The sequence below is a fragment of the Marinobacter sp. SS13-12 genome (genome assembly GCF_030227115.1).
Lineage (GTDB): Bacteria > Pseudomonadota > Gammaproteobacteria > Pseudomonadales > Oleiphilaceae > Marinobacter.
Genome location: NZ_JASSUA010000002.1, coordinates 356,275 through 370,565, shown reverse-complemented (window position 1 = coordinate 370,565; position 14,291 = coordinate 356,275). Strand labels below are relative to the sequence as shown.

General features: G+C 59.4%; 13 protein-coding genes. 4 read left to right on the top strand and 9 right to left on the bottom strand.

Going from position 1 to position 14,291, the window contains the following annotated elements; all coding sequences use genetic code 11:
• Positions 1 to 53: 53 nt before the first annotated feature.
• The 5 genes from QPL94_RS14710 to QPL94_RS14690 are packed head-to-tail and all read right to left on the bottom strand — an operon-like array spanning position 54 to position 4,835.
• Positions 54 to 728 (bottom strand): spermidine synthase, encoded by a 675-nt coding sequence (locus QPL94_RS14710; RefSeq protein ID WP_285358383.1) that lies wholly within the window; start codon positions 726 to 728, stop codon positions 54 to 56.
• Positions 729 to 1,073, bottom strand: coding sequence for a YdbL family probable chaperone protein (locus QPL94_RS14705; RefSeq protein ID WP_285358382.1), 345 nt, complete (start codon positions 1,071 to 1,073; stop codon positions 729 to 731).
• 29 nt (positions 1,074 to 1,102) lie between these two features.
• Positions 1,103 to 1,321 carry a YnbE family lipoprotein gene (locus QPL94_RS14700; protein ID WP_285358381.1) on the bottom strand — a complete coding sequence of 73 codons (219 nt, stop codon included), beginning with the start codon at positions 1,319 to 1,321 and terminating at the stop codon, positions 1,103 to 1,105.
• A gap of 15 nt (positions 1,322 to 1,336) precedes the next feature.
• Positions 1,337 to 3,259 (bottom strand): intermembrane phospholipid transport YdbH family protein, encoded by a 1,923-nt coding sequence (locus QPL94_RS14695; protein WP_285358380.1) that lies wholly within the window; start codon positions 3,257 to 3,259, stop codon positions 1,337 to 1,339.
• A 7-nt stretch (positions 3,260 to 3,266) separates the two neighbouring features.
• On the bottom strand, positions 3,267 to 4,835 hold the full coding sequence (locus QPL94_RS14690) for a bifunctional GNAT family N-acetyltransferase/carbon-nitrogen hydrolase family protein (protein ID WP_285358379.1): 1,569 nt from the start codon (positions 4,833 to 4,835) through the stop codon (positions 3,267 to 3,269).
• Between the two features lie 175 nt (positions 4,836 to 5,010).
• On the opposite strand from QPL94_RS14690, the gene QPL94_RS14685 reads away from it, so the two are divergent.
• Positions 5,011 to 5,493 (top strand): C40 family peptidase, encoded by a 483-nt coding sequence (locus tag QPL94_RS14685; protein ID WP_285358378.1) that lies wholly within the window; start codon positions 5,011 to 5,013, stop codon positions 5,491 to 5,493.
• Here the strand turns inward: QPL94_RS14685 and QPL94_RS14680 are convergent.
• Positions 5,490 to 6,530, bottom strand: a complete 1,041-nt coding sequence (locus QPL94_RS14680; RefSeq protein ID WP_285358377.1) for a sodium:calcium antiporter — start codon at positions 6,528 to 6,530, stop codon at positions 5,490 to 5,492. The two genes, QPL94_RS14685 and QPL94_RS14680, sit on opposite strands and share 4 nt — an antisense overlap.
• Positions 6,531 to 6,611: 81 nt before the next feature.
• On the opposite strand from QPL94_RS14680, the gene ftsH reads away from it, so the two are divergent.
• Positions 6,612 to 8,498, top strand: coding sequence for an ATP-dependent zinc metalloprotease FtsH (ftsH, locus tag QPL94_RS14675; RefSeq protein WP_285358375.1), 1,887 nt, complete (start codon positions 6,612 to 6,614; stop codon positions 8,496 to 8,498).
• 13 nt (positions 8,499 to 8,511) lie between these two features.
• Here ftsH and QPL94_RS14670 read toward each other — a convergent pair whose 3' ends face one another.
• Positions 8,512 to 8,913, bottom strand: coding sequence for a DUF2784 domain-containing protein (locus QPL94_RS14670; RefSeq protein ID WP_285358374.1), 402 nt, complete (start codon positions 8,911 to 8,913; stop codon positions 8,512 to 8,514).
• Between the two features lie 173 nt (positions 8,914 to 9,086).
• Between QPL94_RS14670 and QPL94_RS14665 the strand changes: the two genes are divergently transcribed.
• Positions 9,087 to 10,205: a GGDEF domain-containing protein gene (locus QPL94_RS14665; protein WP_285358372.1), complete on the top strand. Its 1,119-nt coding sequence runs from the start codon at positions 9,087 to 9,089 to the stop codon at positions 10,203 to 10,205.
• Between the two features lie 8 nt (positions 10,206 to 10,213).
• On the opposite strand, the gene QPL94_RS14660 is transcribed toward QPL94_RS14665, so the two are convergent.
• Positions 10,214 to 11,323 (bottom strand): ABC transporter substrate-binding protein, encoded by a 1,110-nt coding sequence (locus tag QPL94_RS14660; protein WP_285358371.1) that lies wholly within the window; start codon positions 11,321 to 11,323, stop codon positions 10,214 to 10,216.
• Complete coding sequence (locus QPL94_RS14655) at positions 11,310 to 13,040, bottom strand: chloride channel protein (RefSeq protein ID WP_285358368.1); 1,731 nt, start codon at positions 13,038 to 13,040, stop codon at positions 11,310 to 11,312. The genes QPL94_RS14660 and QPL94_RS14655 overlap by 14 nt, the downstream gene beginning before the upstream one ends.
• Before the next feature lie 106 nt (positions 13,041 to 13,146).
• Here QPL94_RS14655 and QPL94_RS14650 point away from each other — a divergent pair, with 106 nt between their 5' ends.
• Positions 13,147 to 14,202, top strand: coding sequence for an alpha/beta hydrolase (locus QPL94_RS14650; protein WP_285358367.1), 1,056 nt, complete (start codon positions 13,147 to 13,149; stop codon positions 14,200 to 14,202).
• The last annotated feature ends 89 nt before the right edge of the window (positions 14,203 to 14,291 follow it).

Below are 14,291 nucleotides of genomic sequence, written 5' to 3'. Positions count from 1 at the left end.
GTGCATGTATTGCGAATGACCATTCGGCAATGGATCGTACAGGATAACGCTGCTTACCAGGCCAGCCAGATGACGTGGCGTGCGCCCTTACCCGGCCGCAGAGCCCTCACCGTAACAGGCTCCACAGAAAGCCCCGCGCGGCGCAGCCTCTCGGTAAACGCGTGCTCTGGCCCGGCAGACCAGTAGGCCAGGATACCGTCGGGGCTGAGGGATTTCTGGGCGGCAGCGATACCGCCCGGGGAGTAAATCCAGTTATTTTCCTTGCGGGTAAGCCCTTCGGGGCCGTTGTCGACATCCAGCAGGATCGCATCCCAATTGCCATCGCCCTCTCGCAGCAGTTCCGCCACATCGCCGATGTGGACGCTGGCCCTGGCGTCGTTCAACGGATACCCGGCGGCAGCCCCCAATGGCCCCCGGTTCCACACTTCAACTTCCGGAACCAGTTCCGCCACGGTGACCCGGGCATCATCCGGCAGGGCTGACAGTGCAGCGGCCAGTGTGTATCCCATCCCCAGCCCGCCAATCAGTAAGCGTGGACCGGATAGCCCGGCGATACGCTCGCAGGCAAGTGTGGCCAGGGCATCTTCGGAGCCGTGTAACCGGCTGTTCATCAACTCGCCGGTTGTGCCGGCTATTTTGATGGAGAATTCATCATTGCGTTGCAGCAACCGCAACCGGGTTCCATTGCCTGGAATGGTTGCGGTACCAATTTCCTCGAAGCGAGCCATCTATTTTCTGACCCACTCGCCATCCACCAGGATGTACTGCCCCGCCGGAGTTTTTTCCAGTGCTTTCTGGCCAGCCACCGTTTCTACCTGGGTGACCGGAATATCGTGTTTTTCTGCAATACGGGCGTACTCGGTCCGCCGGGCCTTGTTGATGGCGTCGACAATGCCGCGGGCATTGCCGTCTGCCTTGACCACCTCCAGATAACCGGTTGGAGTTTCTCCCACCAGGCCCTGCTGCTTGGCCGTATCCAACTGGCTTTTGGCCTCCTCCAGCCCCATCGAGAATGCGGGCATGGCCAGGCAAAGCACGAGGATCAATGCACCGAGTTGAACAAACCGTTTCATGAGTGACTCCCTGGATTCAGAATTGACCATCAGAACAACCCCTTCTCGCCGAAGAGTTCATCCACGTCTTTATCCACCTTCACGTAGATTTCATGCTGGATCTTGACGTTAAGATTCACCGTGATGGGCTCCTTCGGTGCTTCCATCCGCACCGTGGGCGTGCAGGCCGCCACACTGAGGGCAAGCGCCAGCATCACCAGCGTATTACCACTTTTCCCGGGTAAACTGCCCGGCGTGTATCTGTCCATATAGCTCACTCCTGATTAATTGCCCGACCCGTTCGACTGGCCTTGTGCATCCCGTTTCTGCATCAGGTTGCGCACCTTCTCTGTCACCGCTTCATTGACCCGGCCACTGAGCTGCAGGCTGGTCAGCAACGCCGGAATATCTTCTTCCAGGTTGATGTTGAGTACGATCGGGTGTCCGTCGCGCACCTCGGGGCTGCTGCCTTCAAGGCGCAACCCCAGCACTAGCGTACCGTCCTCCTCATAGTCTACCGTGCTGTTGAGGACGGTGTAGTTAAAGTTATCCATCGCCTGCACCACCAGAGCCATGGCCTCGTTGTTCTGTGCCATGCCTCTCAGCCGATCTGCCGGCAGCTTCAGTGTGCCACCGGGGGCCACCGCTTCAACCTTTCCGGCATCGATACTGACACCCTGCTCGCTGATCCGCAGCGGGACTGTGCCCCGAAGAATCCCGCTGCCGGCAAGCCCCTCCGCGGGATATACCTGCATCAGCTGCGATAATTCAATGCCACTGAGTTCCAGGGGGAACTGCAGTGGCCTTTCTGCAAGCTGCCACTCTCCCGGCTCAATCCGGACGCTGCCTCCCAGTAGCTCTGCAGTGGCCCGGCCCAGCACCAGGGTACCGGCTGCAACCTGTTCCGTGGTCGAGCGATAGCCACCCGCAATCCGGATATTACTCAGGGCAATGCCCGGATTGACAGTGTCGACCGTTATACCGGACGTGCGGGCATCCAGCTGGTCTCCTGCAAATTCAATGACCACATTGCCATCAAGACCGGTCCAGGCCGTTCTTGAGAACAGGCCACCAATGCCGTCAAAGCTGATTTCTCCCTGCATCCGCACGCCGGCGGATGGAAAGCGCAGCCCCAGGCTTGCCTCGAGGCTGCCCTCTCCAATCTCAAGCTCCTCCGGCCAGGCAGCAAAGGTATCGGCCAGGGTACGGTGTCCTTTTGCGCCGGCGGCTGTGATTTGGGCATCAAGGGCTGGCGAGCCCTCAAACGGAAAGCTGAAGGCGATATCAGCACTGGTACCAGCGCCTGAAGAGAGCCTGCCGTCAAGACTCAGGGCTTCAAGGCTACCCGTCAGCCGGCCGTCAAGGCGCCAGGGTTGCGGCAGCAACTGCGGATGGCGAATAGCGGCTGCCGTTGCTACCGCAGGGCCCGACACAACCAGACTCTCCAGCGCCATTGGCTGCAGGCTATGCCCGGTCGTCAGTTTTGTGCCCGCCAGACTGGCCCTGACCTTGTCCAGTTGTGCAGCGTTGTCCGGGGCATGAAGCCCGGCGAGTTCAAGATACGTTTCTTCCATGAAGTCCAGAGTGGCGGAGTGCTCGTTGGCTTTGCCGGCAAACACCAGGTTGGCCTGCCCCTCGTGGAGCTCCCAGCCCTCCAGGGTCACCCCTGCAATCGGAGCCTCTACCTTCATGGCACGGGTGACAACTTCCCTTTCCCCAGGCACCGAGAGCCGTGAGACGGCGAGATCCCCGGTGGCACGTATACCATCCGGGAGCGTGAGAACAAGCTCGCCAATATCTATATTGTCAGGCAGCCAGGCCGGTAAATTGCGGAGAGGGTCACCGGGAGCCGCCGAGGACGCTGCCTCCTCGCGGCGGCCGGGCCATGACGGGATATCCACCGTTAACCGCCCGACACGCACCACATCCGGCATCGGGCCATACCAGTGCCAGCTCCAACCCAGTGACAGTTCCTCACCCACGGCAGACCAGGGCTGACCATCCCGCATCTGGATTACTGAAAAACGCGCCAGTTGAACACCGGCCAGCGATACATCAACCCCTTGCCATTCAAGGTTGCGGATACTGTTTAATTGCTGCCACTCCTCCCAGGTGACGCGGGCATACCAGGCCCCGGCAAGTGATAGCAGCACAAGCAGCGCCAGCAACCAGAGCAGAAATCGACGTAGCTTCATCGAGCGGGCCATGACGGGATTACTGTCCGCGCCAGTTCACTGTGTAGAGGTCATGCCGGCGATCCTTCAGGTTCTTGACCGTACCGCTGTTGCGGGCGGTAATCAGTGTTTCCGGCCGCAGGTCAGCGAAAGCGACCGTCTCTACGTTAGGCGTGGTATCCGCGGCAATTCCGTCGCGGGCAAACGGGAAATCACAGGGTGTCAGGATGCAGCTCTGGCCATACTGTAACTCCATGTTGGGTACATTGGGCAGGTTGCCCACATTGCCGGACATGATCACAAACAGCTGGTTTTCCACCGCCCGGGCCTGGCAACAATAGCGGACCCTCAGGTAGCTCTGGCGCTCGTCGGTACAGAAGGGTACGAACAGTATCTGGATTCCCTGGTCCACCAGGTGGCGGGTCAGTTCGGGGAATTCGGCGTCATAACAGACCAGCACGCCGATGGGCCCGCAATCGGTTTCAATGGCGGTAACACGGTTGCCGCCGGTGATATTCCACCAATAGGCCTCGTTCGGTGTGGGATGAATTTTGGGCTGGGAAAACACCTGGCCATCCCGCAGGAACACGTAGGCGACATTGCGAACCCTGCCGTCCTCTTCCTTTACCGGGGTGGAACCGCCAATAATGTTGATGTTGTGCCGCAGGGCCAGGTCCCGCATCAAGTTGCGGAAGGGCTCAGCGTATTCCGTTACCGCCTCGATGGCTTCCGCAGGGGTGCCTTCGCGGCTTTCGATGGACAGCAACTGCAGGGTGAACAGCTCCGGGAATACCACAAAGTCGCCCTTGTAGGTGGACACCACGTCTACAAAGTACCTGACAATATCGCTGAACTCCTCGAACGACGCCACCCGGCGCTGCTGGTATTGCACGGTGCCGATCCGCACGGTATCGGGCACCCGTCTGCCATAGCGTTTACGCTTGCCGTTGTCGTCACTGCGGACCACCTTCGGGTTACGCCAGACCAGGTGGATGCCGTAACCAAGGGAGGCATGGTCGGCATCCAGGTAGTGGGGAATAATGCCATGGATTTCGAAGCCATTATGCAGCTGGAACGACAGCACTGGATCGCGCTGTTTCTTGGCTTTTATGGCCTCCACGTAGGCTTCTACCGACTCAAACTTTTTCAGACGCCTGGCCAGGGTCGGCAACCTGCCTGCAAACACCACCCCCTGTAGTCCCAGAGACTGGCACAGGTTCTTGCGCTCGTTGTACAGGCGTTCACCAATCCGGTAGCCACGGCAGTCCGGGTCCACACAGACCTCCATGCCGTACAGCCACTCCCCTTCCGGGTCGTGCCGTGAGGCGTAGCCATTACCGGTAATCTCGGTCCAGTCATGGGGGGAAAGCGCCACATCCTCACCGATGCGGAAGGTAGCGCAGTAGCCCACCACTCGGTCACCGAGCATGGCGACAAACTGCCCTTCCGGAAAGGTGTTGATCTGCCCGGTCAGTGGGCCTGCGGTGTAGCCATACATTCCGGTTCCTTCATAAACACGCAGGCTCAGGGCAATGATGCCGGGAATATCGCTGATAGCGGCGTTTCTTACGTAAAGGCGCTGGGTCTTGTCAGAGAAGGGAGGGCTCATCACAACCTCGGTGCAGAAAGCGTCCACCCATAGTTCGCGAAACAGCCTCAGGCCGTCAAGTGGCGTTTGCTGGAACACAAATCAAAGCAAACTTTAACCTGACAAAGAAGCACTGAGGCCTTTAAAGTGACCGAATGCTGAACAGTTTGAGGTACATCCAGTGAATCGACGCCCGATGCTTCCACTTCTCACCATTCTGGTAGCACTCAGCCTGGCTGGCTGTGCCAGCAATCAGAACCTTCCGTCCACCACCTGGCAGCCTTCCGGTGAAGCCCCCACTGCCAGTGACTCGGCGAGGGCGGATCGGTTATGGCAGGTTTTCGACCGCTACGAGGGTACCCCCTACCGTTACGGCGGCACTTCCGCCAATGGCTTCGACTGTTCTGGCTTCATTGCGACCGCCTTTGACGAAGCCCTTGGGCGGCAGTTACCCCGCACCACCTCCCAGATGCTCGCAGCCGGAGACGTGGTGGGGCGCGATCAGCTAAAGGCCGGTGACCTGGTGTTTTTCCGCATCAAGGGCAAGGACCAGCATGCCGGAATCTACATGGGTGGTGACAGTTTCATTCACTCATCCACATCGATTGGCGTGACCCACTCGTCGCTCAACGGTTATTACTGGCGTGACCGTTTCAGCCAGGCAAGGCGGTTCGACTAGCCGCCTGCCAGAAGCAACACCACGCCCAGCACATAGAGAACCATAATAACCAGGCTTTCCATCCCGATCTGGCCGATGCCGTGGCGCTCACGGCGAATCAGCCCCATCATCAGAACCCCGGACATCAGCAGGGTCAGAACCGCCCAGAACTTCGAGTCCTCCGGCATGGCATGGTAAATCGAGCCTTCCCGGTAGGCGATGTCTGAGGCCGCCGTAAACAGGGTGTCGAAGGCATTGCCTCCGATGATGCCGCCGACTGCAAGCGTGAGCGCACCGCGTCGAACTGCCGCAATGGAGGTCACCAACTCGGGAATCGAGGTACTGATGGCCGTCAACATGACCCCGACAACCGTCTGTGTCAGGTTGGTTTTGGCCGCAATCACCGTTGCGGCCGGCTCCAGTGTCCAGCCGGCAACACCCAGTACTGCCATCAGCAAAAGAAACTCGACCGAGAGCCGGAACAGCGTCGGCATGACGGTCACGTCGTCGGGCTCGTCCTCCCGCGTGTCCCGGGTAATGGAGGGCCGCCACATGGGTGACTCGTTTGCACCACGTACCAGGTAGATACCATAGATATAGACACCCAGCATGACCGGCGTTACCGGATGAACGCCGGCAATGGTGTACTCCGGCAGGTAGGGTGCGAAGAGGATCAGTGACAGCAGGCAGATCAGCAGCCCGTTCTGCATCATGTTCGGAACCGATGCCGCGGCATGCTCAAGATTGGCGCGGCGATACACCATATCCGCCACTGCCAGGAAGAACGTCTGCACCGCGATACCGCCCAGGGCGTTGCTCACCGCCAGTTCAGCATGGCCGTTCCAGGCCGCCGTCACCGAAAGCACGGACCCACCCAGTGACGTGGACGCACCCAACAGCACCGCCCCTGCAGCAGCTTCGCCTATGCCGGTGCGATCCGCCAGCTGGTCCACAATCCGGGTTATACGCGTGCCTGCCAGGGCAATAACCGCAGCACACACGCAAAAAACGATAATACCTTGGAGCAGACTCCAGTTTTCCGGATCCAATGGAATCATGGTTCTATCCCTTGCTACCTGACCAGTCGCGGTGTAAAACACCATTGGCAGGAGATTTTACAGCCATACAGACGGAACACCATGACCCAGACTCAAAAGCCCCAGCAGCCAGAGCAACCGCAAACACCACAAGTACCTGCTCAATACTCATTCCTATGGCTCAGTGCTGCAATCATTCTGATGTTTTTCTGGCTCCAGGAGGCACAAGGGCCAACGGTTACCGAGTTGCCCTACTCGCAATTCAAGGAAGCCGTCGCAAACGACCATGTGGAAGAAGTCACGCTTCGGGCTGACCATATTGACGGTCAGCTGACAGAAGAAGGCGGCAGCGCTTGGGGCGGAAACAGCGCTTCCCTCCGCTTTCACAGTGTTCGCCCCCCGCTTGAAGACCCGGACCTGCTTCCATTGCTCGAATCTCACGGCGTCACCCTCAGCGCCCAACCGGCGGAACCTCCGGCGTGGCAACAGGTACTGACCAGCGTATTGCCCTGGCTCCTGTTCCTTGGGCTGATGTTCTGGTTCTGGTCTTACGCCCAGCGACGTATGATGCAAGGTGGTGGCGCTTTGGGCTTCAACCGCTCCAAGGCACGCAGGGTAGAGAAACAGTTCTCCAAAACCAGGCTGTCTGATGTGGCAGGTATTGAATCCGCGAAGCGCGACATCACAGAAATCATTGATTTCCTGACGTCGCCCGAGAAATACAAGGCACTGGGTGCGGACATGCCCACGGGTATCCTTTTGGTTGGCCCGCCAGGAACCGGCAAGACTCTGCTGGCAAAGGCCATCGCCGGGGAGGCCGACGTACCCTTTTTCAGCATCAGCGCGTCCGAGTTTATCGAAATGTTCGTCGGCGTCGGCGCAGCGCGGGTTCGCGACATGTTCGATACCGCCCGCAAAGAAGCGCCGGCACTGATTTTTATTGATGAGCTGGATGCCATCGGCCGCTCCCGGGGTGCCGGTTTCGGTGGCGGCCATGATGAACGTGAACAGACTCTCAACCAGATCCTGACAGAAATGGATGGTTTTGAAGGCCATGAAAACGTCGTTGTTCTGGCCGCAACCAACCGCCCGGATGTGCTCGACAGCGCCCTGCTTCGACCGGGCCGCTTTGACCGCAAAGTGACGTTGGAGCGGCCTCACAAGGAAGCCCGCAAGGCCATTCTTGACGTCCACGTCAGGAAAGTTCCGCTGGACGAGGATGTCGAGCTCGGGGAGATCGCCGCCCGCACCATCGGTTTTTCCGGTGCCGACCTGAAAAACCTGGTCAACGAGGCCGCCCTGACTGCCGCGAGGATGAACCTGAAAAAGGTCAATAACGACTGCTTTGAACACGCCCGCGACCGGATTGTGCTGGGGGAGGAACGCGACGCGGAACTGACCCGGGAAGAAAAGCAGGTGGTGGCCTACCACGAGTGCGGACACGCCATCATGGCTTACTTCATGCCCCAGGCCGACCCACTCACGCGAGTGACCATCATCCCCCACGGCATGGCAATGGGTGTGACCGAGCAAACGCCGAAAGAAGACCGCTATAACTACACCGAAAGCTACCTGACCGATCGTATCAAGGTCATGCTGGGGGGCCGCTCATCGGAGAAGCTGATTTACGGGGAGGTCAGCACCGGCGCCCAGAATGACCTCAAGGAAGCCACCAAACTCCTGAGGCGCATGTTTGGCCAGTGGGGCATGAGTGAAAAAATCGGCCCGCTGGGGCTGGGAATTGGTGAAGAGCATGTTTTCCTGGGGCGGGAAATGGGCCAGCCCCGGGAATACAGTGAGCACATGGCAGAACTGATCGACATTGAGGTCCAGGCAAAGCTGATCGAGCTTGAGAAAGCCACGGTAAGCTTCCTTTCCGACCACCGAAAGCAGCTCGAAGCCCTGGCTGAAGCTGTGCTGGCAAAAGAAACACTTTCAGCCACGGAAATCCAGGAGATTCTGGAAGGGAGTGAGCTGCAGCGCGCCTGAGCAAACGCCCGCCTCACCGCCGCTTTCCCGACCGTGGCGGAAAGCGCCACCAGGCAGCCGCTACCAGCAGGCCAAACAGTGTGTAGGCAGTGACGAATACCCAGGCCGGTGCTTCGTAATAGAGAATCTGCTGCAGCCAGTACTCGATAAAACTGCCGCCGTAGGCGTCTGTACCCGCTTTCGACCGCAGCCACATTTCCAGTGTGGTCAGCGGGCACACAACACCCAACCAGGCTTCCGCCACCACCACCGCAATAGCACCCAGATGTGCGAACCGGAACCAGGGGTTGTTCACCCAGCGCCAGCCCAGGCGATTCCCCGCCAGCACCAGAACCAGCCCCAGAACAACAAAGACCACTACCAACACATGGATCATCAGAACGGTGTCAGCGAGTATCTGATACATCTCTGTCATGACGATCGTCTACCCTTTATCGGAACATCCCCATGATCCCGTCCAACGGGACCGGTTGGCAATCATGGACTCGGACGCAGATTGCGCGATAATATCTGTAGTGTGCATGTACTAATCTTTTTGAACTCAGGCAGACAGCACAAGGAATTCCACAAAACGGATTTACAAACGCTATGGACTCAGCACCGGGGAATGACCTTCACGCCATTCAGACAGAACTGAACCGTCTTGAGACCTACCGGCGGCGCATCTATCTGGGTGTACTCACCCTCACCTTTGCCATCGTCCTGCTCAGTTGGGCATTTCGGGAAAGGGGTGACGCCTTCATTGCTTTAGGCTATCCGGCGTTTGCCGTGGTTCTTGCCGGCCTTGGTGTCGCCCTTTGGCGCAGAGCCTGCTCTCTCAGAACCATGGAAATCATCCTGGTTGCCACCGTGGGCACCATGATACTCAGCCGCCTGGCCTGGCATTTTGCCTTCAGCGACCCGTTGAACGAGCACCTTCTGTTATTGGCCGGCGGGCATTACTGGGCGGTGGGGATACTGATTGTCGGAGGATTCATCACTCTTGGTTACCGCGGCGGCATGATTACCGGGGCAGCCACTTTCCTGTTCTCGGGAGCTCTGGCAACCCATGAAGTCCTGGGTTGTTTCCTGGCAGCGGGGGACTACTGCCATAACTGGGTTTACCTTCTGCGCATTCACCTGTTTCTGGCTGTACTGCTGGCACTGACCAGCGCCGGAACCTTTCTACGCGAGCGAACCTGGGGCGCCTTTACAAAGGCAGAAACCCTGCAGCACTGGGCCAACACCGACCCGCTGTGTGGCTTGTCAAACCGACGCGGTGCTGACCGGTTCCTGTCCGCCGAAGCCGCATTGACGGACCGTTACCAGCGCCCGCTGACCATCATTCTTATTGATATCGACGAATTCAAAGGCGTCAACGATGATTATGGTCATGAAGTCGGCGATTCGGTGATACGGGAGTTCGCAAATATCCTCTCCGGGACCGTGCGTGAGGTAGATCTCGCCGCCCGCTGGGGAGGTGACGAATTCCTGGTGGCGACCCCCGGCGTGGATCTTCGTAGCGCACGCCATGCCGCCCAGCGTTGTCGACGGGCGATTGAGCGGGCGCCCATTGCCGGCATACCGGTTACCGTCACTGTCGGCATCGCCGAATACATCCCCGGCCAGGGCATTGATGACGCCATAGGCCGGGCTGATGCCATGCTCTACCGGGCCAAGGCCGCCGGGCGCAACCGGGTTATTTCAGAGGCCTGCGAGCTGGCCTGACTGCGCCTTCAGCGTTCCAGCCACTCGCGGAACCATTGCTCTCTTAGCCCGTCCGTCTGCGAATACCAGTGATGGTCGCGAACAACCGCCGACTCCATATGGGACGGCGCTGTCGGCATGTAGGGGCGCATGGGCACGCCCGTATCCGTATGCAGCCCTACCCTCCGCTGGGCTGATTTCCGGGCCGGCCCGTAGCTGATCAGGTTGGCCTGGGCCGCCATATTCTCCGCCCGGGTAGCGAAGGCGATGAATTCCGCGGCCAGGTCGGCCTGATCCGTGCCACGAAGAATGGTCCAGCTGTTGAAGCCGATCAGTTGCCCGTCCCAGATCACCGAGATAGGCGCCCCCTCCATGGCTCTGGCATGAAAGAAACGGCCATTGTAACCCGTTGCCATGGCCGCCTGGCCGCTGGTCAGGAGCTCCACCGGTTCGTCGCCACGGGTCCACCAGATAATGGCCTCGCGGATGTCATCCAGGCGCCCGGAAGCCAGCTCAAGCCCGCGCCGGGTGCTGAGCAGGTCATAGAGTTGCTCCCGCGGCACCGCCAGCGATAACAACGCCCATTCCAATAGCCCTGTCGGTGATTTCCGGAGGGCTCGCTTACCGGGAAACGCCTCCAGGTCAAAGAAGTCTTCCACACTGTCAGGCTTAACCCCCGGAAACGCCCTGTTATCGAAGGCAATCACGGTCGAAAACACGATCTGGGTGATAAAGCACCGATGAATGGCGCCTTCCATGAAATCTTCCGGTGGCGGCGTGCCATCAGGTGCCGGCGCCAATATCTGCGGATCGATGGGTTCCAGCAGGCCCTCGTCACAGGCGGTGCTGGCATCGGACTGGATCATGTCGATGACATCCCACTCGATATCACCGCTGGCAAGGTGCTCCCGCAGAACCTTCACACCACCGTCGTACTGCACCGTTTCGATCTCTATGCCGGTTGCCTCGGTAAAGGGCTCGAAATAGGCGCGTCGCTGGCTATCCTCATAGGCACCGCCCCAGGTGACCACCGTGAGCACCTCTGGCCGCTCGCTCTGGCCTTGCGCCTGCAAGAGAGCCGACAGCGCCAGCAGTCCGATGATCATCAATGCACGAATTGCCAGGCTACGCCGCTTCATTTTCTTCCTCTCGCAGGTCATGCACGATTTCCAGGTACGCCCGTATCACCGCCTCTTCCGGAACCACTCCCTTCAGCCGGCCGCGCCGGTCCACCAGGGGAACCGCTTCGCCAAGAAAGCCCCGCAGCATTTCCATGGATTGCCATACCGAGGTGTCCTCATCAAAGATGGTGAACGACTGGATGGCCGTTTCCAGTACCGGCGTATCAGCGTGGCTGTTAACAATGCCCTGCAACCTGACAACCCCCAACAGTTTTCCGTCCCGGTTCAGGACCATGGCTTCTGACCGATGATCGTCCACCAGGCGCTGACGAACATCGCCGACGGTGTCCCGTTCACTGACAGCGGTGACATTGGTGGAGAGATAATCACCGATTCTGTGGGTTTCGAGAATGGCCTTGTCGCGCCCAAGGGAAAGATCAAACCCCCGTTCGCGCAGTTGCAGATCGAACAGCGAGCGCCCGATCACCCGGTAAGAAATCAGGTTGGCGAAGACGACAGCCACCATTGCGGCAATGGTCAGGTCGTAACTGCGAGTCAGCTCGAACACAATCAGGATGGTGGTCAGAGGCGCACCAATGACGGAACTGGCCAGGGCCATCATGCCGCAGATCGCGTATACCTCGAGCCCGGAAAGGGGCACCGGTGCCAGGTAGGGCAACATCAGCCCATAAAAGGCACCGAAAAGAATACCGATCAGCAAGGCCGGGCTGAAGACACCGCCAACAAAACCAAAGCCCACACACAGCGCCGTCAAAACCAGCTTGGCAACAATGATCAGCCCCAGCTCGCCAATTCCGAACGCCCCCTCGATGGTGGCAAAGCGTAGGGTTTCCTGGCCGATGCCCAGCACCTCTGGTATCCACAGGGCCACCAGCCCCACCATCAACCCTGCAATAGCCGGCCGGACCCAGAGCACTGCAATGTGACGCCGGGCAATGTTGGTGCTGAACCTCAGCAATAACATGAAGACCCAGGCCAGGCCGGCGCACAACACCCCTTCCAGGGCAAAGAAAACAAACTCGTAGCTGTGTTCCACGCGGTCGAAACTCACCAGGAACAACGCGGGACGATTGAATATTACATTGGCAATGATGTAACCCGTCGCCGCTGCAACCGTGACCGGCGCAAAAGCGCGCAACGAGTAGTGACGCAGGATGACCTCATGAGCAAACACCAGCCCCGCAATCGGCGCGTTGAAGGCCGTGGAAATTGCCGCCGCTACACCGCAGGCGATGGCTATGGAGCGCTGGTGACGCAGGTTAAGCCGCAGGCGCCCCGCCAGGTTTCCGAACATCGCACCCAGATACACCAGCGGGCCATACTGACCCACGGAAGCACCGCTGCCGAGCGAGACCAGAGCGGCAAGGCTTGAGGCGACCCCGCTTCTGAATCCCGGGGCCGGGCCACTGGTCTGGGCCGCAAGAATGGCGTCCGGAGGCGCCAGACCGCGCTTTTCGCGAACCAGGAAATGAACCATAAGGCCAACAATCAGGCCGCCAGCAGCGGGAACAATCAGGGTGGCGGCGGCCACCAGCCCCGGTCTGTCTTCCGCCAGGACACGGGCATAGGGTGAAATGAGCAGGCGGTCATTCAGATAATGCACCGCCTCCACAAAGCCGATCGCAGCCAGCGAGGCAGCGGTGCCAACCACGATGGCCACCACCGTCACCAGGATGATCTGATACACAATGTGCTGAACGCCGATCCTGTCCATACTGCAAGTAAAGTCCCGATTGGCAATACGCTCAAATGTTTACATTGCCGGCCAAATAGGCGAAAACTCCGGTATCCCGAGACTTCGATTGCCAAAAGGCTGATTCATGATCTGGTTTGTACTGGCATTACTGCTGCTGATTGTCCTGATAACGGTGCTGGTTCTTCGCGGCGAGAACCTCGCACACCTGGACCGGGACGACCTCCCGAAACAGGAATATACCCCCAGCCCCGGCCACAACCAGGTGCTGGAAACCATCAGGGACATGAGCCGTTCTGCCAGGGGGTTGCGGGGGAAGGCGCGGCTCATGGCCCTGCGCAAGCATATGGACAACCTCAGCGAGGGGCGGGAATTCGTGTCGGAGTTCCGGCCACCCGGCGCCAATGCGCCGAAAGGCGAATGGGTATTGGCGCCCGGAGTGAACACCCGGCGGCGTGTCCTCTACATTCACGGCGGCGCCTGGGTTGCCGGCAGCCCGCTTAGCCATCGCACGATTACCGATCGGCTGTCGCAGGTAGCCAATGCTGCTGTATTTACCGTGGATTACCGACTGCTGCCGGAGCACCGCTACCGGGAAGGACTGCGGGACTGCCAGGAAGCCTATCAGTGGATGCTGGACCACGGCCCGGAGAGCACGGAGCCTGCGGAGTTTGTTGTGGTGGCAGGGGATTCCGCCGGCGGCAGCCACGCCCTGGTGCTGATCGCCTGGATTCGCGACCAGGGCCTGCGCCAGGCAGACGCCGCCATTGCCCTGTCGCCGTCCACCGACCTGACCCTGACAGCGCCCAGCAACCGCCTGAACGTCAAGTCGGATCCATTGCTTGGCCCTACGTTTGGCAGCCTGATGCGGGTGCCGCTTCCGGTGCTCTGGTGGCTGAGCTTTTTCGGAATGCGCCTGTCACCATCAAGCCCCCAGGCTTCCCCGCTGCGGGGCAACCTTGAAAACCTGCCCCCCACCCTGATTCATGTCAGCGACTCGGAAATGCTGCTGGACAATGCCCGCCGCTATGCCAACAAGGCAAAAGACTCCGGATCACCGGTGGAGCTGAAAACCTGGCCGGGGATGGTGCACGTGTGGCATATGTTTCCGGACTTTCTGCCGGAAGCCGAAGAAGCCTTTGAACACATCGGCGATTTTCTGCGCAGAATTGAACAGGATTGAGACCCGCTTTCCCCTCTGCCGTTTTTGGACGGCTTGGTGTCGTATTGGATTTACCTCCCCCGACCAATCCGGGCCACATTGAATCAAGG